At 67.0% G+C, this 20,161-nt stretch carries 19 protein-coding genes and 1 pseudogene; 12 read left to right on the forward strand and 8 right to left on the reverse strand.

Annotated elements, in window-relative coordinates:
* Positions 1 to 202: 202 nt before the first annotated feature.
* Positions 203 to 1,825, reverse strand: coding sequence for a 5-guanidino-2-oxopentanoate decarboxylase (locus PKB_RS09150; protein WP_043257100.1), 1,623 nt, complete (start codon positions 1,823 to 1,825; stop codon positions 203 to 205).
* Between the two features lie 193 nt (positions 1,826 to 2,018).
* Between PKB_RS09150 and PKB_RS09155 the strand changes: the two genes are divergently transcribed.
* A complete protein-coding gene (locus PKB_RS09155; RefSeq protein WP_043250987.1) occupies positions 2,019 to 2,918 on the forward strand; it encodes a LysR substrate-binding domain-containing protein in 900 nt (299 codons plus the stop codon).
* A gap of 12 nt (positions 2,919 to 2,930) precedes the next feature.
* Here the strand turns inward: PKB_RS09155 and PKB_RS09160 are convergent, their stop codons facing one another.
* Positions 2,931 to 3,965, reverse strand: coding sequence for a patatin-like phospholipase family protein (locus PKB_RS09160; RefSeq protein WP_043250990.1), 1,035 nt, complete (start codon positions 3,963 to 3,965; stop codon positions 2,931 to 2,933).
* 149 nt (positions 3,966 to 4,114) lie between these two features.
* Here PKB_RS09160 and selD point away from each other — a divergent pair, with 149 nt between their 5' ends.
* Both selD and mnmH read left to right on the forward strand, forming a co-directional pair.
* Positions 4,115 to 5,149, forward strand: coding sequence for a selenide, water dikinase SelD (selD, locus tag PKB_RS09165; protein WP_043250992.1), 1,035 nt, complete (start codon positions 4,115 to 4,117; stop codon positions 5,147 to 5,149).
* A complete protein-coding gene (mnmH, locus tag PKB_RS09170; RefSeq protein ID WP_043250994.1) occupies positions 5,149 to 6,249 on the forward strand; it encodes a tRNA 2-selenouridine(34) synthase MnmH in 1,101 nt (366 codons plus the stop codon). Before selD ends, mnmH begins: the two co-directional genes overlap by 1 nt.
* 81 nt (positions 6,250 to 6,330) lie before the next feature.
* Here mnmH and PKB_RS09175 read toward each other — a convergent pair whose 3' ends face one another.
* The gene (locus PKB_RS09175) at positions 6,331 to 6,684 is read right to left on the reverse strand and encodes a GFA family protein (RefSeq protein WP_043250995.1); all 354 of its coding nucleotides are present in this window, start codon (positions 6,682 to 6,684) and stop codon (positions 6,331 to 6,333) included.
* A 102-nt stretch (positions 6,685 to 6,786) separates the two neighbouring features.
* Here PKB_RS09175 and PKB_RS09180 point away from each other — a divergent pair, with 102 nt between their 5' ends.
* The 4 genes and pseudogenes from PKB_RS09180 to PKB_RS30530 all read left to right on the forward strand — a co-directional run bounded on the left by PKB_RS09180 (position 6,787) and on the right by PKB_RS30530 (position 9,909).
* On the forward strand, positions 6,787 to 7,065 hold the full coding sequence (locus tag PKB_RS09180) for a hypothetical protein (protein ID WP_043257102.1): 279 nt from the start codon (positions 6,787 to 6,789) through the stop codon (positions 7,063 to 7,065).
* Positions 7,066 to 7,127: 62 nt separating this feature from the next.
* Positions 7,128 to 7,736, forward strand: a complete 609-nt coding sequence (locus PKB_RS09185; protein ID WP_043250997.1) for a flavin reductase family protein — start codon at positions 7,128 to 7,130, stop codon at positions 7,734 to 7,736.
* Between the two features lie 1,087 nt (positions 7,737 to 8,823).
* Positions 8,824 to 9,051, forward strand: a pseudogene (locus tag PKB_RS30525) (HAMP domain-containing protein); the annotation flags it as partial.
* A 144-nt stretch (positions 9,052 to 9,195) separates the two neighbouring features.
* The gene (locus PKB_RS30530; protein WP_422613533.1) at positions 9,196 to 9,909 is read left to right on the forward strand and encodes a methyl-accepting chemotaxis protein; all 714 of its coding nucleotides are present in this window, start codon (positions 9,196 to 9,198) and stop codon (positions 9,907 to 9,909) included.
* Positions 9,910 to 10,140: 231 nt separating this feature from the next.
* Here PKB_RS30530 and PKB_RS09195 read toward each other — a convergent pair whose 3' ends face one another.
* Positions 10,141 to 11,847, reverse strand: coding sequence for a SulP family inorganic anion transporter (locus tag PKB_RS09195; RefSeq protein ID WP_043251003.1), 1,707 nt, complete (start codon positions 11,845 to 11,847; stop codon positions 10,141 to 10,143).
* A 177-nt stretch (positions 11,848 to 12,024) separates the two neighbouring features.
* Complete coding sequence (locus tag PKB_RS09200; RefSeq protein ID WP_043251005.1) at positions 12,025 to 13,029, reverse strand: NADP-dependent oxidoreductase; 1,005 nt, start codon at positions 13,027 to 13,029, stop codon at positions 12,025 to 12,027.
* A gap of 236 nt (positions 13,030 to 13,265) precedes the next feature.
* On the opposite strand from PKB_RS09200, the gene PKB_RS09205 reads away from it, so the two are divergent.
* Together PKB_RS09205 and PKB_RS09210 are read left to right on the forward strand one after the other, a co-directional pair.
* Positions 13,266 to 14,027, forward strand: coding sequence for an SDR family oxidoreductase (locus PKB_RS09205; RefSeq protein ID WP_043251008.1), 762 nt, complete (start codon positions 13,266 to 13,268; stop codon positions 14,025 to 14,027).
* 204 nt (positions 14,028 to 14,231) lie between these two features.
* Positions 14,232 to 15,122, forward strand: coding sequence for a bile acid:sodium symporter family protein (locus tag PKB_RS09210; protein WP_043251010.1), 891 nt, complete (start codon positions 14,232 to 14,234; stop codon positions 15,120 to 15,122).
* Between the two features lie 4 nt (positions 15,123 to 15,126).
* Here the strand turns inward: PKB_RS09210 and PKB_RS09215 are convergent, their stop codons facing one another.
* Entirely contained in the window at positions 15,127 to 16,320 is a 1,194-nt protein-coding gene (locus tag PKB_RS09215) for a benzoate/H(+) symporter BenE family transporter (RefSeq protein WP_043251012.1), read from the reverse strand.
* Positions 16,317 to 16,925, reverse strand: coding sequence for a LysE family translocator (locus PKB_RS09220; protein WP_043251014.1), 609 nt, complete (start codon positions 16,923 to 16,925; stop codon positions 16,317 to 16,319). Before PKB_RS09220 ends, PKB_RS09215 begins: the two co-directional genes overlap by 4 nt.
* A gap of 145 nt (positions 16,926 to 17,070) precedes the next feature.
* Between PKB_RS09220 and PKB_RS09225 the strand changes: the two genes are divergently transcribed.
* Positions 17,071 to 17,721: a hypothetical protein gene (locus PKB_RS09225; protein ID WP_043251016.1), complete on the forward strand. Its 651-nt coding sequence runs from the start codon at positions 17,071 to 17,073 to the stop codon at positions 17,719 to 17,721.
* On the opposite strand, the gene PKB_RS09230 is transcribed toward PKB_RS09225, so the two are convergent.
* Positions 17,709 to 18,152 carry a MarR family transcriptional regulator gene (locus PKB_RS09230; RefSeq protein WP_043251018.1) on the reverse strand — a complete coding sequence of 148 codons (444 nt, stop codon included), beginning with the start codon at positions 18,150 to 18,152 and terminating at the stop codon, positions 17,709 to 17,711. The genes PKB_RS09225 and PKB_RS09230 overlap by 13 nt on opposite strands.
* Positions 18,153 to 18,232: 80 nt before the next feature.
* Here PKB_RS09230 and PKB_RS09235 point away from each other — a divergent pair, with 80 nt between their 5' ends.
* Together PKB_RS09235 and PKB_RS09240 are read left to right on the forward strand one after the other, a co-directional pair.
* The gene (locus tag PKB_RS09235; protein ID WP_043251020.1) at positions 18,233 to 19,393 is read left to right on the forward strand and encodes an aminotransferase-like domain-containing protein; all 1,161 of its coding nucleotides are present in this window, start codon (positions 18,233 to 18,235) and stop codon (positions 19,391 to 19,393) included.
* A 15-nt stretch (positions 19,394 to 19,408) separates the two neighbouring features.
* Positions 19,409 to 20,011, forward strand: a complete 603-nt coding sequence (locus PKB_RS09240) for a glutathione S-transferase family protein (protein ID WP_043251022.1) — start codon at positions 19,409 to 19,411, stop codon at positions 20,009 to 20,011.
* Positions 20,012 to 20,161 lie beyond the last annotated feature (150 nt).

Raw genomic sequence — 20,161 nt, forward strand, 5'->3', positions numbered from 1 at the left:
GGCCAACAATCGAAAAAATGTCATCGGAGCCATGTCCTGGGCGCATGGCTGGCGTGCGTCCATGCACAAACGACAGGCCTCCCCTGGAAGGTCCGTTCTAGAGCTGTTTCACGGTCGAAAAAAAAGCGCCGTGAAGACGGCGCGGGGTGGGGAACGATCCCCAGGAATATCCCTGCCGCCCGGTGCGGCAGGGAGAGAGGCATCAGCCCAGGCTGCTCATCCAGGTCGCCTGGTCGATCTCGATCAGGGTCGGCAGCGAGCTGGCGCCGGCTTCGCGCAGCGCGGCGCGCAGTGCCGCTTCGTCGCCCGCGCGATGCGCCTTGCAGCCCAGTGCCTTGGCCGCGCCGATGAAGTCGGGGGTGTAGATGTCCACGCCGACTGGCTCGATATCGCGGTTGACCATGTACTTCTTGATTTCCTCGTAGCCGTGGTTGTTCCACAGCAGGACGATCAGCGGCACGTGCGCTTCCACGGCGCTGGCCAGCTCCGGCAGGGTGAACTGCAGTCCGCCGTCGCCGATCAGGCACAGCACCGGGCGTCGCGAGGCGTCGCCCAGCCAGGCGCCGATGGCGGCCGGTAGCGCGTAGCCGAGGGTGCCGTAGCCGGTCGAGGAGTTGAACCAGCGGCGCGGCTGCTCCAGGTCGAGGGTGAGGTTGCCGGTGTACACCGGCTGGGTCGAATCGCCGACCAGCACGGCTTCGGGCAGCTCGTCCAGCGCGGCGCGCAGGAAGCGGGTCTGGGCACGCAGGTTGTCGTCCCAGGTTCCCAGCAGCACTTCGCGCAGGCTGGCGGCGCGGCGGGCGCCCCAGTGCTCGGTGTCGACCGCCAGGGCCTGGCCGTCCAGGGCGCTGAGCAAGGCTTCCAGTGCCAGCCGGGAGTCGGCGACCAGCGCGGCGCGCGGCGGGTAATTGCGCACCGTCTGGTCCGGGTCGATGTCGATGCGCAGCAGGGCGCCGGGAATCTTGAATCCGCCGGCGAAGGTCACGTCGTAGTCGGTTTCGCCGAGCTCGGTGCCGACCGCGAGGACCACGTCGGCCTCGTTGACCAGTTCGCGGGTGGCCTCGAGGGACTGCGTCGAGCCGATCAGCAGCGGGTGGCGCGAAGGCAGCAGGCCCTTGGCGTTGATGGTCAGCGCCACGGGGGCATGCAGGTGCTCGGCCAAGCGCTGCAGGGCAGGGCCGGCATCGATCGCACCGCCGCCGGCGAGGATCAGCGGACGCCGCGCTCCTGCGAGCAGGCTGGCCATCTCGGCCACCGCTGCCGGTGCGGCGCCGGCGCGCGCTACCTGGACCGGTTGGCTGGCGAGCAGCGCGTCGGCGTTCTCCACCAGCACGTCGAGGGGGATCTCGATGTGCACTGGGCGTGGCCGGCCGGCCTGGAACAGGGCGAAGGCGCGGGCCAGTACGGCCGGCAGTTCGGCGGCCGACATCAGCGTGTGGGAGAAGGCGCTGCAACCGGCGATCAGGTTGCTCTGCGACGGCAGCTCATGGAGCTTGCCGCGCCCGCCGCCCAGTTGGCTGCGCGACTGCACGCTGGAGATCACCAGCATCGGAATCGAGTCGGCGTAGGCCTGGGCCATGGCCGTGGCGATGTTGGTCATGCCCGGGCCGGTGATGATGAAGCACACGCCGGGCTTGCCGCTGGTGCGCGCGAAGCCGTCGGCCATGAAGCCGGCGCCTTGCTCGTGGCGCGGCGTGACGTGGCGGATTTTCGAGCGGGCAAGCCCGCGATAGAGCTCCACGGTATGTACGCCGGGGATGCCGAACACTTGCTCGACACCGTAGCCTTCGAGCAGGTGCACCAGAACTTCGCCGCATGTGGCCATGGTCATCGTCCTTTTCTTGTCGTCGATCGGGCGCGCCATCTCGGCGGGTTCGCCGACGCCAGACAAGGGGCGAGGGGCAGGGAGGCAGTCGAGGGGGCGCGCATGGGAGACGGGATTGAGCCTGCCGGCGCCAGGTGCTGACAAACCAAAATTTGTCATACTAGGCATGTTCTCACCTCATGCCTGGGCATCGATGAAGCGGCTTCCCCCCCTGCCTGCTCTGCACACCTTCCTGGTCACCGCGCAGTGCTGCAATTTCACCCATGCGGCCGGTCTGCTGCATATCACCCAGGGCGCGGTGAGCCGGCAGATCGCCGGCCTGGAAAGCCACCTGGGCTATCCCTTGTTCCAGCGCCAGGCCCGCGGGCTGAGCCTCACGACACAGGGGCGCGAGCTGCTGCCGCGCATCCAGCAGGTGTTCGCACTGATCGAAGAAGCCGTGGGCGAGGTCGGCGGCAAGCGCGAGGCGCTGCAGCTTAAAGCGCCCACCTGCATCATGCGCTGGCTGCTGCCGCGCCTGCTGCAGTGGCAGGCCGAGCGACCGGACGTGCCGGTGGAGCTGACCACCACCGTGCAGCACTCGGTGGATTTCCGCAGCGAGGAGTTCGATGCCGCGGTGATCTACGGCGGCCAGCCGGACGAGCAATTGTCCTGTCATCGCCTGTTCGACGAGCAGCTGACGCCGGTCTGCGCCCCGCAACTGCTGGCCGGGCCCCAGCCGCTGGAGGCCTTCGCGGACCTGGAACGGCACATGCTGCTGCACCCCACCCGCGACCAGCGCGACTGGGAAGCCTGGCTGCGCGCCGCCGGCACGCGGGTCAGAAATATCGGCAAGGGCCAGCACTTCGACACCCTGGACCTGGCCATGTCGGTGGCAGTGCAGGGAGCCGGCGTGGCGATGGGGGATTGGGTGCTGAGCGGCGACGATCTGCGCGCCGGTCGCCTGGTCGCGCCCTTCTCGCTGAAGGTGCGTACCGGCTTGGCGTACTACCTGGTCTATCCGCAGCGCCGGGAACCGTCGCCGCAGTTGCGTGAGTTGATCGACTGGCTGTTGCTGCAGGCCGCCGGGGTCGAAGGCGAACAGATCGCCTGACCCTGCCGTGGTTCAGGAATTCTCCGCCTCGTAGCGATCCAGCGTATCGCTGGCGACCTGCCGGCCGAGGGCGATCAGTTCCGGCGCCTTGTAGAACTCGAAGAAGCGGCACACGCGCTTGGGCACGTTGATCAGGATGTCCGGCGGGTAGCCGGCGATCTTGTACTGCGCCAGCGAGGTCTGCATCACTTCGAAGCTCTGGTTGACCAGCTCCAGCAGCGAGGCCGGCCCGCTGCTCTCGATCACCCGGCTGCCGCTGGCCGAGCGCGGCGAGCCCTTGGCCTGGGGCGCGGCGATTGGCTGCGGAGTGGCCAGCGGGGTTTCCTCGCTGTCCGGCACCGGTATCAGCAGCGCCTCGGCGCGCAGTTCCGGCGGCGTCTCCAGTTCGGCGTTGTGGCGGCGCAGAAAGGCCAGCTTGTCGGTGAGCGAGCCGACCAGGCTGTCGAAGCGGCCCTTGATCGCGGCGGGGCGCTCGATGGTCGGCAGCTGATAGTGCTTGTCGTTGGTGCCGTTGAGGTTGACCGCGATGATCAGGTCGGCGTGGCTGGACACTACCGGCACGATCGGCAGCGGGTTGAGCAGGCCGCCGTCGACCAGCATGCGATTGCCCTGCACGACCGGGGTGAACAGGCTGGGGATGGCCGCCGAGGCGCGCATGGCCTGGTGCAAGTTGCCTTCCTGGAACCAGATTTCCTGTTGGTTGATGAGGTCCGTGGCGACCGCCGTGTAGGGGATCGGCAGGTCTTCGATGTTTATCTCGCCGAGAATCTCGTGAATCTTGCCGAATACCCGTTCGCCACGGATGGCCCCGAGGCGGAAGCTGACGTCGAGCAGGCGCAGCACGTCCAGGTAGTCGAGGCTCTCCACCCACTCGCGGTACTCGCGCAACTTGCCGGCGGCGTAGATGCCGCCGATCACCGAGCCCATGGAGCAGCCGGCGATGCAGGCGATCTCGTAGCCGCGCCGCTCCAGTTCCTCGATCACGCCAATGTGCGCATAGCCCCGGGCGCCACCGGAGCCCAGCACCAGCGCCACTTGTTTCGACATGGACGGTCGTCCCCCCGGAAAGCTTCGACGGACCGGCGCGAAGCCACGCTGGGTGCGCCGGATACTTTTGACGATACGCCCGGCGCGGGCGGCGCGCCAAGGGTGTTTGCTAGAATCGGCCGATCGATTCCCTGCCTTCCGGAGCCACCATGAGCGACCCGATCCGCCTCACCCAGTACAGCCACGGCGCAGGCTGCGGCTGCAAGATTTCCCCCAAGGTGCTGGAGGTGATCCTGGCCGGCAGCGGCGCGCAGAACCTCGACCCGAAGCTGTGGGTCGGCAACGCCTCGCGCGATGACGCGGCTGTCTACGAAATCGATGCCGAGCGCGGCGTGGTTTCTACCACCGATTTCTTCATGCCGATCGTCGACGATCCCTTCGACTTCGGCCGCATTGCCGCGACCAACGCCATCAGCGACATCTACGCCATGGGCGGCGACCCCCTGATGGCCATCGCGATCCTTGGCTGGCCGGTCAACGTGCTGGCCCCGGAAATCGCCCGCGAAGTCATCGCCGGCGGCCGCAAGGTCTGCGACGAAGCCGGCATCCCGCTGGCCGGCGGCCACTCCATCGACGCCCCCGAGCCGATCTTCGGCCTGGCCGTCACCGGCCTTGTGGAAAAACGCTTCATGAAGCGCAACGACACCGCAACCGCCGGTTGCCGCCTCTACCTCTCCAAGCCGCTGGGCATCGGCATCCTCACCACCGCCGAGAAGAAGTCCAAGCTGCGCGCCGAGGACGTCGGCGTGGCCCGCGACTGGATGTGCACCCTGAACAAGCCGGGCAGCCGCTTCGGCAAGCTCGCCGGGGTCACGGCGATGACCGACGTCACCGGCTTCGGCCTGCTCGGCCACCTGGTGGAAATGGCCGATGGCGCCAGGCTGACCGCGCGCATCCGCTTCGACGCGGTGCCGCGCCTGGCGAACGTCGAGTACTACCTGGAACAGGGCTGCATCCCCGGCGGCACCCTGCGTAATTTCGACAGCTACGGCGAGCGCATCGCGCCGATTCCGGAGCTGCACAAGTTGCTGCTGTGCGACCCGCAGACCAGCGGCGGCCTGTTGGTCGCAGTGACGCCGGAGGGGGAGGCGGAGTTCCTCGCCGTGGCCGCCGAACTGGGGCTGCAACTGGCCCCCATCGGCGAGCTGGTCGAGCGACAGCGTCACGCGGTAGAGGTGGCCTGATGCGCGACAACACCCGGCACTACCGCGAGCTCTTCCTCGAAGACGTCCCGCTGATGGACGTCCGCGCCCCGGTGGAATTCACCAAGGGTGCCTTCCCGCACACGGTCAACCTGCCGCTGATGAACGACATCGAGCGGCAGAAGGTCGGCACCAGCTACAAACAGCACGGCCAGCAGGCGGCCATCGCCCTCGGCCACGAGCTGGTCTGCGGCAAGGTCAAGGCGGAACGCGTCGAAGCCTGGCTGGACTTCGCTCGAAAGCATCCGGACGGCTACCTGTACTGCTTCCGCGGTGGGCTGCGCTCGCAGATCGTCCAGCAATGGATGAAGGAAGCCGGCATCGAATACCCGCGCGTGGTCGGTGGCTACAAGGCGATGCGCGGTTTCCTCTTCGACACCACCCGCGCTGCGACCGAAGAGTGCGGCTTCGTGCTGGTCGGCGGCCTCACCGGTACCGGCAAGACCGAAGTGATCGCCGAGCTGGATAACGCACTCGATCTCGAGGGCCACGCCAATCACCGGGGTTCCAGTTTCGGTCGCCGCGCCACGCCGCAGCCGGCGCAGATCGATTTCGAGAACCGCCTGGCCATCGACATCCTGAAGAAGCGCCATGCCGGCATCGAGCAGTTCGTGCTGGAAGACGAGGGTCGCATCGTCGGCAGCTGCTCGCTGCCGCTGGAGCTTTACCAGGGCATGCAGGGCTATCCGCTGGTGTGGCTGGGGGACAGCTTCGAGGGGCGCGTCGAGCGCATCCTCAAGGACTACGTGGTCAACCTGTGTGCCGAGTTCGTGAGCGTGAAGGGCGACCCGGACGAGGGCTTCGAGGCCTTTGCGGCCTATCTGCAGAAGAGCCTGGCGGGCATCGTCAAGCGCCTGGGCGGCGAGCGCTACCAGCGCATGGCGGCGATCCTCGACGCGGCGCTCGACGAGCAGCGCGGCAGTGGCGCGGTCGACCTGCATCGCGGCTGGATCGAGGGACTGCTCGGCGAGTACTACGACCCTATGTACGCCTACCAGTTGCAGAGCAAGGCCTCGCGCATCGAGTTTCGCGGCAACCATGCCGAGGTGCTGGAGTACCTGCGTCAGCGCGCAAAGCGCTGAGCGCCTGCTCTGTAGGAGCGAGCTTGCTCGCGAACATTCCTCAGCGACGAGGATCGCGAGCAAGCTCGCTCCTACGGAGGATTACAGGCTCTTGCCGTCGAACTCGTTCACCTTCAGCCCGTTTAGCTCCACATCCGGCAGGCAGCGCACGTTCACCGCCGCCATCGGCGTGCCGTCAGGCGCGGTAGCGAATGCCAGGGGACTCACGCCGCAGGTGGCGCAGAACTTGTGCTCGATCTTGTGGGTTCGGAAGGTGTAGGTGCTCATGGCGCTTTCCGGCGTTTTCAGCGTCAGCTTGGCGCGCGGCACGAACCACAGCAGCGAGCCCTTGCGCCGGCAGATCGAGCAGTTGCAGCTGGTGACTTCGGTGATCGGGGCGTCGGCTTCGGCCTCGAAGGCGATCGCGCCGCAATGGCAGCTTCCCTGGTAGAGCATGGTGGCAGTCCTCCGGTTTCAGAGGATTTGCAGTGTAGACCCCGGCGCCATGCGTGGCGGGCGACTAAGCTGGAAGTCGCCCGCTTCCCCATGGAGATCGACATGAAGCCCGTACTTTCCCTGCTGGCCCTCGCTCTGCTACTGGCCGGTTGCTCCGGCACTACGGTCAATCGCGACAACTGTGCCAACGAACTGAGTGCCGCCTGGCGCGAGCTGGACCTTGCTAAAGCAGAGGGGTTCGCCGGCACCGTCAGCTATTCCAAGGCGCTGACCCTGATCACCGCGGCCAAGACCGAGCAGCAGGTCGAGTCCTACGGCGGCTGCCTGGACAAGGCGACCAAGGCGCGCTTCTACATCAAGGAGTCGCGCGCCGGTCGCTGATTCCGCTTGCAGGTTGCGGGCGGGCATAATTCCGGCTCGCCCGCAGCCCGGAATCCTCGTCGATGCAACTCGATTTCTCCTCCCTCGCGCCCGCCGATGCCTATCGTTGGCTGGCCTCGACCGTCACCCCGCGGCCCATCGCCTGGGTCTCCACGCTGTCCGCCGACGGGCGCAGAAACCTGGCGCCGTTCAGCTTCTTCCAGGTCATCAGCGACGAGCCGCCGACGCTGATGGTCAACACCAGCATCCGCGATGACGGCAGCGTCAAGGACACCCTGATCAACGTGCGCGAGACCGGCCAACTGGTCATTCACCTGGTCGATGCGGCACACGCCGAGGCGATGAACGCCACCGCCGCCAACCTGCCGCACGGCACCAGCGAGTTCGAGCATGCCGGCATCGCCACGCTGCCCAGCGAGCGCGTTGCGCCGCCGCGCGTGGCCGGCGCGCCGGTGGCCTTCGAGTGCGAGCTGGCGCAGATCCAGCCGTACCCGGCCGACGCGCCGAGCTGCTACCTGATCTTCGCCCGCGTACTGCTGGCGCATATCGATGACGCGGTGCTGCGCGACGAGCGCCATGTCGATCCGGCGAAGCTGGACCTGGTCGGCCGCCTCGGCGGCACCCAGTACTGCCGCACCCGCGACACCTTCAGCATGGTCCGCCCCAAATAGACGCACGCGCCGTTGCGCGCCGGGCGATTGGCGCGTGACTGTCCTGAGCGCGACCTGCGCATGCCTGTGCGCACCATCGGTTTGCCAGCACCGCCACCGGCCCTTGTTCCGGCGGTCGGCGCGCTCCTAATGTTCCGCCCCAGGGTACCGACAAAGAACGGGAGAGCTTCCGACGAAGACTTTCCCGCACAGCTAGGGCAGGGGGGCAGTAACTATGGTCGCGTTCGTGCAAAGGCGCTTGGCCGATCTGGGGACGGCGAAGAAACTCGCCATCGGCTTCGGCCTCGTGCTGTTGCTGACTGCGCTGGTGGCGGCCATCGGCATCGGTGCCTTGCGCTCCATCGAGCAGCGTTTCGCCGTGCTCGATGCCATGAGCGCGATCAACCGCCAGGTGCTGGAAATGCGCCAGAGCGAGAAGGACTTCGTGCTCAGCGCCGATCCCAAGGCCGCCGATCAACTGCGACTGCAGGCCAAGGGCATCGGCGAGCGCGCGGCGCAGCTCAAGGCTCAGCCTGACCAGGCCGAGGCGATGGCGCGGGTCGAACAGGCCATCGCCGGCTACCTGGAGTCCTTCGCTCGCTTCGAGCAGGCCAGCAAGAGCCGTCGCCTGGCGCTGGAAGCGGCCGGTTGGTCGGTGTCGAGTGCGTCCAACAGCCTGGACATCCTGCAATCGAGCCTGGCCGACGACGGCGCCTACGAACTCAAGCAGAGCCAGGGCCAGAAGGGCGAGGAGTTGCTGCAGCAGGCGACCCAGGTTGGCCAGCTCTATCACCTGGTGCTGCAAGGGCTCAACGAAGCCCGCGCGCGCCTGGACCAGAAGGACGGAACGGCCGCCGCCGACGACGGCAAGATCAAGTCCGCCGACGAGGCCCTGGAGCTGTCGCACAAGCTGCAGGCCGCCATCACCGACAACGCCTACGTCTCGGTGCTCAAGGACGTGGCCACCAACATCGATGCCTTCGGCAGCAACCTCAACGACTATTCGGCTGCCCTCGGCAAGGAGCAGCAGGCCCACCAGCAGATGGCGCAACGCGCCGGCGAGATGATGCAGCAGGTGGACGCCTCCTACGCCGCGCAGCAGGCGGCCATGACCGGCAACCTGAAGACCCGCGGCCTGTTGATCCTGGTCTCGGCGGCGCTGGCGCTGGTGGTCGGCGCCCTGGCTGCACTGCTCATCACCCTGCTGATCGTGCGCCCGCTGCGCCAGGTCATAGGCGCGGCCAGCCGCATCGCCGAAGGCGACCTGAGCCTGAGCATCGAGGCGCGTCGGCGTGATGAGGTCGGCCAGTTGCAGACCGCCGTAGCGGGCATGGCTGATAGCCTGCGCGGCATCGTCGGCCGCCTGCAGGATGGCGTCACGCAGATCACCGCTTCGGCACAAGGATTGTCTGGCATCACCGAACGCACCCAGCTGGGCGTCAACAACCAGAAGGCCGAGACCGACCAGGTCGCCACGGCGATGAACCAGATGGCCGCGACTGTGCACGAGGTGGCACGCAACGCCGAGGCGGCTGCGACCTCTGCCGAACAGGCCGACAGCACCGTGGCCAGCGGTCAGCAGGTGGTGCGCCAGACCATTGGCCGCATCGGCGAGCTGGCCGAGGCGGTGCGCCAGGCGACCCAGAGCATCGAGCAACTGGGCCGCGAAAGTCAGAACATCGGCAGCGTGCTCGACGTGATCAAGGCGGTGGCCGAACAGACCAACCTGCTGGCGCTCAACGCCGCCATCGAGGCCGCGCGGGCCGGTGATCAGGGCCGTGGCTTCGCTGTGGTCGCCGATGAGGTGCGCGCGCTGGCCCGCCGCACCCAGCAGTCCACGGAAGAGATCGAGAAGCTCATCAGCGCCCTGCAGAGCGGCGCGCAGACCTCGGTGCAGCGCATGCAACGCAGCCATCAGCTGGTGGAGAAGAGCGTGGAGGACGCCGAGCAGACCGAGTCCGCGCTGAACGAGATCGCCGCGGCGGTGGCGGTGATCCACCAGATGAACCAGCAGATCGCTGCCGCCTCGGAGCAGCAGAGCGCCGTGGCCGAGGAGATCAACCGCAGCGTCACCAGCATCCGCGGTATCGCCGACGAGTCAGCGCATGCGATGGAATCGACGGCGAGTTCCAGCGTCGAGCTGGCTCAGCTCAGCCGCGACCTGCAGGGGATGGTGGGGCAGTTCCGGCTGTAGGGGGGGCAACCGTTCGCGGTTGTACGCCGTTTCACCGAAATTACCGCCCCTCGGAGTTGAGCCCGAGCGCGCCAATGGCAGCGCGTAGGGCGTATAACCGTTCGCGCTTATACGCCGTTTGGCCGATGTTCCCGCCGACCTCGGTGTTGAGCCGGACGATCGGCTCCGGGCTCGATTCCGAGTGCAATGTCGTCACGGTCAATCGGCGTATAACGCGGAGCGTTATACGCCCTACGACACCTTCACCGCCGGTGTTTCATGCTGGCGCTTGTACCAATGCCGGTAGGCATTCACCCCCGCCCGCACCGAGCTGAACAGCAGCGGCGGCTTGAGCTCACCCAACTGACCGGAGCGGCGCATCATGCCCAGGGTCAGCTCGGGCACCCGCGCCAGGGCCAGGTGGACGTTCTGCGCGGCCAGGGTTTCCTGCACCTCGCGCAGGGTCGACATGCCGGTGACGTCCAGGTTGAGCATGCCTTCGGCGTTAAGCAGCACCGCGCGCGGTGCCTTGGCTTCGGACGTCACCTGCAGCAGGCGCTCCTTGAAGTAGTCGGCGTTGAAGAACAGCAGCGGCGCATCGAAGCGGTAGATCACCAGGCCCGGCAGGGTGTGCGCCTGCGGGTAGCGGCTCAGTTCCACCTGGCCGTCGATGCCATGTACCCAGCCGAGCACCGCGTCGCTTGGGCGGTAGGTGAGATAGAGCAGGCGCAGCAGGGCGAGGGTGATGGCGACGAAGATCCCCGGCAGCACGCCGACGCTCAGCACGCCGACGGTCGTCAGCAGGCACAGGCCGAACTCGAAGCGGGAGAGGCGCCAGAACCCCTTGAGCGCCGCGAAGTCGATCAAGCCCCAGCCAGCCATCAGCAGCACGGCGCCCAGGGCGGGCACGGGAATCCAGCCCAGCGGACGGCTGAACAGCATCAGCGCGATGCCGATCACCAGCGCTGCGACTACCCCGACCATCTGGCTCTGACCGCCGACCATGTCGTTCACCGCGGTGCGTGAGTCGGCGCCGCTGATGACGAAGCCCTGGGAGACGCCAGCGCCTATGTTGGCCACGCCCAGGGCGATCATCTCGTGGTTGGCATCGACGGCGTAACCGTGCCGCGCCGCGAAGCTGCGCGCGGTGAGCATGGCGCTGCAGAAACTGACGATGGTGATGCCCAGGGCGTCGCGGAACAGGTTGCCGATCTCCTGGACGCTGGTGCGCGGCCAGGCCAGCTCCGGCAGGCCCTGGGGCACCTCGCCGAGCAACGCGACACCATAGTGCTCTAGCCCCAGCAGCAGGCTGGCGAGGGTGGCGAAGAGCACGCCGACCAGGGCGCCGGGCACCTTGGGAAAGCGCCGTGGCAGGAAAATCATCAGCAACAGGGTGGCGACGCCCAGGGCGAGGGTCGGCAGGTGCGTGGCGCCAAGGTTGCGCAGCAGCGCCAGCAGGCCGACGAGGAATCCGCTCGTCTCGGTGTGGTAGCCGAGCAGCTTGCCGAGCTGGCCGGCGATCAGGCTCAGGCCGATGCCGTTGAGGTAACCAACCAGCGTCGGGCGCGAGAGGAAGCTGGCGACGAAGCCGGCGCGCGCAATGCCGCCGGCGATGGACAGCAGTCCGACCATGACCGCGACGATCATCGACAGTTGCAGCAGGCGTTGCGGATCGCCCGCGGCCAGCGGCGTGATGGCCGCGGCGACCATGGCTGCGGTGGCGGCGTCCGGGCCGACCATCAACTGCCGCGAGCTGCCCAGCAGGGCATAGATCAGCATCGGCAGGATGCAGGCGTAGAGTCCGACCTGGGCGGGAAAGCCGATGACCTGGGCATAGGCGATGGCGGTCGGGATCTGCACGGCGGCGACCGAGACGCCGGCGAGGATGTCCGGGCGCAGCCAGGCGCGTCGGTAATGCAGCAGCGAGTGCAGGCCGGGGAGCCAGCGGGAGAGGGGCATGGGAGGTCTTCCTGGGGCGTCAGGGCTGGAGCTTAGCCGCAGGCGTCAGTGTCGTGCACAAGGAAGACGAAGGTTTTCGAGAGGGGGCTTTGTAGGAGCGAGCTTGCTCGCGAACGGCGGCGGTGCCCGGTCATTCGCGAGCAAGCTCGCTCCTACGAAAAGCGCTTCAGGCTGGCATCAGACCTTCAGCACCAGCTTGCCGAAGTTCTCGCCGCTGAACAGCTTGAGCACCGTCTGCGGGAAGGTTTGCAGACCCTCGACGATGTCTTCCTTGGATTTCAGCTTGCCCTCGGCGAGCCAGGTCGACATGTCGCGCAGGCCCTCGGGGAAGCGGTTGGCGTAGTCCATCACCACCATGCCTTCCATGCGTGCGCGGTTGACCAGCAGCGACAGGTAGTTGGCCGGGCCTTTCACCGCCTGCTTGTTGTTGTACTGGCTGATCGCACCGCAGATCACCACCCGCGCTTTCGGGGCCAGGCGGGAGAGGGCGGCATCGAGGATTTCACCGCCGACGTTATCGAAGAACACGTCGATGCCGTTCGGGCAGGTGCGCTTGAGGCCGGCAGCGACATCCTCGTTCTTGTAGTCGATGGCGCCGTCGAAGCCGAGTTCTTCCACCAGGTAGCGGCACTTGTCTTCGCCGCCGGCAATACCGATGACCTTGCAGCCCTTGATCTTCGCGACCTGGCCGACCACGCTGCCGACCGCGCCGGCCGCCGCCGAGACCAGCACGGTTTCGCCGGCCTTGGGCTGGCCGACGTCGAGCAGGCCGAAGTAGGCGGTCATGCCGGTCATGCCCAGGGCCGAGAGGTACAGCGGCAGCGGCGCGCGGTTCGGGTCGACCTTGTAGAAGCCCTTCGGCTCGCCGAGGAAGTAGTCCTGCACGCCGAGGGCGCCATTCACGTGGTCGCCGACGGCGAACGACGGGTTGTTCGAGGCGATGACCTGGCCGACGCCGAGGGCGCGCATCACTTCGCCGATGCCCACCGGCGGGATGTAGGACTTGGCATCGTTGAGCCAGCCGCGCATCGCCGGGTCCAGCGACAGGTACAGGTTGCGCACCAGGATCTGCCCCGGGCCGGGCTGGCCGAGCGGGCTCTCGACGTAGCGGAAGGTGTCGTTGTCGATGGCGCCGAGGGGGCGCTGGGCGAGGACGAACTGGCGGTTCAGCGGAGCGGACATGGCAGGGGCCTCGAATCTCGAATGGAGAGGGGAAGTCCTAGGAGATAGTACTTGGGCGGTCGATCGGCAAGTGATGTCCCCGCCGGGAATGCTGGTCCATCGATTCGGGTGATTTCGAGGGCGAAGGATCATCAGTGCAGCACATGAATGCCGCTAAGGCTTCCTGATAGTGCTTCGCGGCGGCCGGCCGCTGGCTAGACTCGCGGGGTTTCCCTTTTTCCGTTCGAGGATCTCCCATGAGTCAGCTGCTTTCCGGCCAGGTCGCCCTGGTCACCGGCGCCGCCGCCGGCATCGGTCGCGCCACCGCCCAGGCCTTTGCCCGCGAAGGGATCAAGGTGGTGGTGTCGGACGTCGACGCCCAGGGTGGCGAGGCCACGGTCGAGCTGATCCGCGCCGCCGGCGGCGAAGCCACCTTCATCCGCTGCGACGTGACCCGCGACGCCGAGGTCCAGGCGCTGGTCGCCGGCACCGTGGCTGCCTACGGCCGCCTCGACTACGCCTTCAACAACGCCGGCATCGAGATCGAGCAGGGCAAGCTGGCCGACGGCCAGGAGAGCGAGTTCGACGCCATCATCGGCGTCAACGTGAAGGGCGTCTGGCTGTGCATGAAGCACCAGATTCCGGTGATGCTCGCCCAGGGCGGCGGCGCCATCGTCAACACAGCTTCGGTGGCAGGCCTGGGCGCCGCGCCGAAGATGAGCATCTATGCAGCTTCCAAGCACGCGGTGATCGGCCTGACCAAATCGGCCGCCATCGAATACGCGAAGAAGAAAGTCCGCATCAACGCCGTATGCCCGGCGGTGATCGACACCGACATGTTCCGCCGCGCCTACGAGGTCGATCCGAAGAAGGCCGAGTTCGCCGCCGCCATGCATCCGGTCGGCCGGGTCGGCAAGGTCGAGGAAATCGCCTCGGCAGTCCTTTATCTGTGCAGCGACAACGCCGGGTTCACCACTGGTATCGCCCTGCCGGTGGATGGTGGCGCCACGGCTATCTGAGTCGGCGTGGATTGCTTTGCCAAGGCGGATGATCGGTGACGGTCATCCGCCTTCTGCTTTTTCGGCGCTCGGGGTCATTCGCATTCTGTTACGCCTGGACCCGCTTTTGGCCGCCAGAGACAGTTACAAGGTCCTACACAAAGGAAAGAATCGGCCTACGGCGGCAGTAGACCGCCGGCCGGCGTGCCCCCACGGAGAACAACAATGACCACCAGCCCCTTGCTCACCCTTTTCCTCCCCATCGCTCTGGGCATCATCATGCTCGGCCTCGGCCTGTCGCTGACCCTGGCCGACTTCGCCCGCGTGGTGCGCTACCCGAAACCGGTACTGATCGGGCTGGTCTGCCAGATCCTCCTGCTGCCGCTGGCCTGCTTCCTGATTACCCTCGGCTTCGGCCTGGAGGCGGCGCTGGCGGTGGGCATGATGCTGCTGGCCGCGTCGCCCGGCGGCACCACGGCGAACCTCTATAGCCACCTGGCCCACGGCGACGTAGCGCTGAACATCACCCTGACCGCGGTGAATTCGGTGATCGCCATCCTCACCATGCCGCTGGTCGTCAACCTGTCGCTGGCCTACTTCATGGATGCCGAACAAGCCATCCCGCTGCAGTTCGGCAAGGTGGTGCAGGTGTTCGTCATCGTCCTCGGCCCGGTAGCCATCGGCATGCTGATCCGCCGCCTGCTGCCGGGCGTGGCGGCGGCGCTGTCCAAGCCGGTGAAGATCCTCTCGGCGTTGCTGCTGGCGGTGATCATCGGCATCGCCGTGAGCAAGGACTGGCAGACCTTCGTCACCTACGCCCCGGTGGTGGGCGCGGCGGCGCTGAGCTTCAACCTGGTCAGCCTGGCGGTGGGCTACTGGGCGCCGCGCCTGCTCAAGCTTTCGCGCCCGCAATCGATCGCCATCGGCATGGAGATCGGCATCCACAACGGCACCCTGGCCATCGCCCTGGCGCTGAGCCCGTCGCTGCTGAACAACCAGACCATGGCCATTCCCGCGGCCATCTATGGCGTGCTGATGTTCTTCACCGCCGGCATCTTCGGCTGGTGGGTCAGTCGCGGCGTGAAGAGCGCGGCGGCGACCGAAGTCGCCGCCTGAGGGCTCAGGCGGCGCGCCGCCAGTTGAGGATCAGCTGGGTCGCCAGCCCCGCTACCAGGCCCCAGAAGGCCGAGCCGACGGAGAACAGGGTCAGCCCCGAGGCGGTGACCAGGAAGGTGACCATGGCCGCCTCGCGCTGGCGGGCGTCGGCCATGGCGTTGCTCAGGCCGTTGGTGATCGAGCCGAGCAGGGCGAGGGCGGCGATGGACAGCACCAGGGCCTTGGGCAGCGCCGCGAACAGCGCCGCCAGGGTGGCGCCGAAGATCCCGGCGATGCCGTAGAACAGCCCGCACCAGAGCGCTGCGGTGTAGCGCTTGTGCGGATTCTCGTGGGCTTCCGGGCCGGTGCAGATGGCCGCGCTGATCGCCGCCAGGTTGATCCCGTGGGAGCCGAAGGGCGCCAGCAGCAGCGAGGCGATGCCGGTGGTCGAGATCAGCGGCGAGGCCGGCACCTGGTAGCCGTCGGTGCGCAACACGGCCAGACCCGGCATGTTCTGCGAGGCCATGGCCACGATGAACAGCGGAATGCCGATGCTGATGGTGGCAGCCAGGGAGAAGCTTGGGCTGGTCCACACCGGCCTGGCCACTTCCAGCTGGAAATGGCTGAAGTTCAGCAGGCCAAGGAAGCCCGCCAGAGCTACGCCGACCAGCAGTGCGACGAACACCGCATAGCGTGGTGACAGGCGCTTGGCTAGCAGGTAGCTGAGGAACATCGCCACCACCAGCAACGTCTGCTGCTCGGCGGCGCGGCGGATCTCGATGCAGATGCGGAACAGTACGCCGGCCAGCAGCGCGGCCGCCAGCGAGCCGGGCACCTGGCGCATCAGGCGGTCGAAGCTGCCGGTGACGCCGCAGAAGGTGATGAGGCCGGCACAGACGATGTACGCGCCTATCGCCTCCGAATATGGCACGCCTGGCAGGCTGCTGATCAGCAGTGCGGCGCCCGGCGTCGACCAGGCGATGACGATGGGCGTGCGGTAGCGCAGGGTCAGGCCGATGGTGGTCAGGGCCATGCCGATGGACAGCGCCCAGATCCACGAGGAAATCTGCGCGCTGGTCAGCCCGGCGGCCTGGCCGGCCTGGAACATCAGCACCAGCGAACTCGTGTAGCCGGTGAGCATGGCGACGAAGCCGGCGACTATCGCGGCCGGGGAGGAGTCGGCGAGGGGGCGCGGGCGTGCGCTGGTCGAGTCGGTCATGCGTGAGCGCTTTCCAGGAGCAGGGGATAAAGGGAGGCCACCAGCAGCAGGGCCATGCCGAGATTGAACAGGCGGCGCCGGGCCGGTTGCTCGAGCCACTGCCGCAGCAGGCTGCCGAGCACCGCCCAGGCGCCGACGCTGGGCAGGTTGACCACGGCGAAGAGTACGGCGATCAGCAGCACGTTGCCGATGAAATTCTGCTCCGGGGTGTAGGTGGTGATGGCGCCGATGGCCATGATCCAGGCCTTGGGGTTGACCCACTGGAAGGCCGCCGCCTGCAGGAAGCTGAACGGCTTGCCGCGCTGGCCCTCGGTCTTTGGCGCGCCGGCGCGGGCGATGCACCAGGCCAGGTAGAGCAGATAGGCTCCGCCGAGGTAGCGCAGAATCTGGTAGGTGACGGGCAGGGCGCGGAACAGTTGGTCCAGGCCCAGGCCGACGGCGACCACCAGCACCAGGAAGCCGAGGCTGATGCCAAGCATGTGCGGCAGGGTGCGGCGTACGCCGAAGTTCACCCCGGAGGCGAGCAGCATCATGTTGTTCGGTCCGGGCGTGATCGAGGTGACGAAGGCGAAGCCGAGGAAAGCGACGAGCAGATCGGCAGGCATGGCGGCGAGTGTCTTGTGGTTTTTCCGCAGCCTACTGCCAGCCCCGGACACTGTCGCGTAACAGCCAGCGGCGGATCGGGCCGTACAGTGGCCAGTGGGCGGTCGACTGGCATAAGGTGGGGGATCGTTCTTCCGGAGTCCGCGCATGGACGAAAATCCTTACGCTGCGCCCAAGGTCGAGCTGATCGAGGCGCGCACGCCGAACGCCTTTTCCGGCGGCCGCTGGAGCCCCGGCAACCTGCGCCTGCTGGCCTGGCTGAGCCTGGCGTTGCTGCTCGCTCAGGGCGTGCTCTTCGCCCTGTCTTTCCTCGGTGGAATGCAGCAGGGCGATCCGCTGGATCGCTACAGCCTCTGGCTGGGCGTGCTCTGCACCTTGCTTGGCTGCTTTCTCAGCTGGCGTGCCACGCAGTTCCTCGTCGACCGCTTCGGCGCCCGCGGCATGGCCTGGCCGCTGTGGCTGTCGATAGGGCTGGCGCTGGTCATCCAGGCTTACGCGGTGCTCTTCGACACGCAGCTCGACGGTACGCCGAATGCGGAGCTGGCGGGGTTCATGGCGATGTTTCTGCCCAGCGGCCTGGTCGGACTCTGGTATGGCGTGCGGGTCTTGAAGATCCGTCTGCCGTACCCTTCGGTGAAGGTACTGGGCTGGCTGGATGTGCTGTCTGGTGTGTGTATGGCCAGCATCCTGCTGTTCATCCCCGGCACGCTGCTTTCGGCCGTTGCGCTGCTGCCGCTGGCGCTGATGTTCCTGCGCGGCGCGCGCGAACTGGCGACGGGCGCGGCTCAGGCTTCCTGAAGCGGCTGCGCCAGGGCCTGGTTGACCGCCAGCCAGCCATGCACCGCCTGCTCGCCGGCCTCGGCGAAGGCGCGTTGCAGCAGGTGCGCCTGTTCACTGCGCAGGGCCTTCTCAAGAGCTGCACCCTCTTCGGTGAGGCTGAGCAGGCGCTTGCGCTTGTCGCTCTCCGAGGCGTCGCTGCGGATCAGCTGCATTTCCTGCAACTGGCGCAGGGGCAGGTTCAACGCCTGCTTGCTCACGCCGAGGGTGGCCAGCAGCTCCTTGACGCTCAGCCCCGGCTGGCGCGCGATGAAGAACAGGATGCGGTGATGCACGCGACCGAGGCCGCGGCGGGCGAGGATCTCGTCCGGCTTCGCGGTGAAGGCCCGGTAGCTGAAGTAGAAGGCTTCCATGGCTTCCGACCAGGTGTCGGACGGCAGAAGGTCATGCATATTGACGTATCCGTGCGGGCGTCGTAGCTTCGGTCAACCAGTTTGACTCATTTGTTCCTGCCTCCGCTACCGGTGACCCCATGGCCTTCTCCGAACGCATTGCCCGCCTGAAAAGCTCCCTGATTCGTGAAATCCTTGCCGCGGCGCAGCGTCCGGAAGTGATGTCCTTCGCCGGCGGCCTGCCCGCGGAGCCGATGCTGCCCAAGGTCGACTGGGCCGAGATGCCGGCGAGCATGGGCCAGTACGGCATGAGCGAGGGCGAGCCGGCCCTGCGCGAGGCCATCGCCGCCGAAGCGCGCAAGCTCGGCGTGCCCTGCGACGCCAGCCAGGTGCTGATCGTCAGCGGTTCGCAACAGACCCTCGATCTCGCCAGTAAGCTGTTCATCGATCCGGGCACCGAAGTGCTGCTCGAGGCGCCGACCTACCTGGCCGCCCTGCAGGCTTTCCAGCTGTTCGGCGCCAACTGCCTGACCGTGCCGCTGGGCGCCGAAGGTCCGGACGTCGCGGCCCTGCGCCAGCGCCTGGAAACCAGCAAGCCGGCCTTCGCTTACTTGATCCCGACCTTCCAGAATCCGTCCGGCGTGCGCTACACCGAAGCGCGCCGTGACGAAGTCGCCGCGGCTCTCGACGAGTTCGGCGTGACCCTGATCGAAGACGAACCCTACCGCGAGCTGGTGTTCGACGCCGGCGCCGCGACCCCGCTGGTCAGCCGCCTGAAGAAATCCAGCTGGATCTACACCGGCACCGTCTCCAAGACCCTGCTGCCGGGCCTGCGCGTGGGCTTCCTGATCGCCACTCCGGACCTGTTCCCGCACCTGCTGCGCCTGAAACAGTCGGCTGACCTGCACACCAACCGCATCGGCCAGTGGCAAGCGCTGCAATGGTTCGGCACCGAGGCCTACAGCGGCCACCTGGCCGAGCTGCGCGACTTCTACCGCATCCGCCGCGACGCCATGCAGGCCCAGCTGGAGGAGCACTTCGGCGACCTCGCCGATTGGAACATTCCGCAGGGCGGCCTGTTCTTCTGGCTGACCCTGAAGAACAAGATCGACACCCGCAGCCTGCTGGACAAGGCGCTCAAGGAAAACGTCGCCTTCATGCCCGGCGAACCCTTCTTCACCGACCCGGATGCCAACCCCGGCCACCTGCGCCTGAACTTCAGCCACGTGGCGCCCGAGCGCCTGGGCGAAGGCCTGCGTCGTCTGGCGGCGGTGATCCGCGAAGCTCAAGCGGCCGCGTAGGCCCGAGGAGGCAGGATGTACAAGGTCTACGGCGACAAGCTTTCGGGCAACTGCTACAAGGTCAAGCTGGTCCTGCACCTGCTCGGCCTGCCGTACCAGTGGCAAGACATCGACATCCTGAAAGGCGAGACCCAGACCGCCGAGTTCCTGGCCATGAACCCCAACGGCAAGGTGCCGGTGCTGCAACTGGAAGACGGCACCTGCCTGTGGGAGTCCAACGCCATCCTCAACTTCCTTGCTGACGGCAGCGACCTGCTGCCGAGCGAGCCGCGCCTGCGCACCCAGGTGCTGCAGTGGCAGTTCTTCGAGCAGTACAGCCATGAGCCCTACGTGGCGGTGGCGCGGTTCATCCAGTTCTACCTGGACATGCCCGAAGAGCGCCGTGCCGAGCACGCGAGCTGCCTGAAGGGTGGCTACAAGGCACTGGACGTGATGGAACAGCAGCTGGCGCGCACGCCGTACCTGGTTGGCGACAACTACTCCATCGCCGACATCACCCTCTACGCCTACACCCACGTGGCGGAGCAGGGCGGGTTCGATCTCTCAGGCTACCCGGCGATCAACGCCTGGATACAGCGGGTCGCGGCGCATCCGCGGCACGTCGGCATGCTCGACTGAAGCGCTGCAGCTCCCAGGAAAAGGCCCGCCATTGTGCGGGCCTTTTGCTGTCCGACCGCTCTATGTAGGACGTTTCCTACAATGCATTGACCGGCATCATGGCTGCGATCCTGGCCATTTCTTACCCTGCCGCCCGTCTATCGAGCTGTA

This window comes from Pseudomonas knackmussii B13 (assembly GCF_000689415.1).
Taxonomy (GTDB): Bacteria; Pseudomonadota; Gammaproteobacteria; order Pseudomonadales; family Pseudomonadaceae; genus Pseudomonas; species Pseudomonas knackmussii.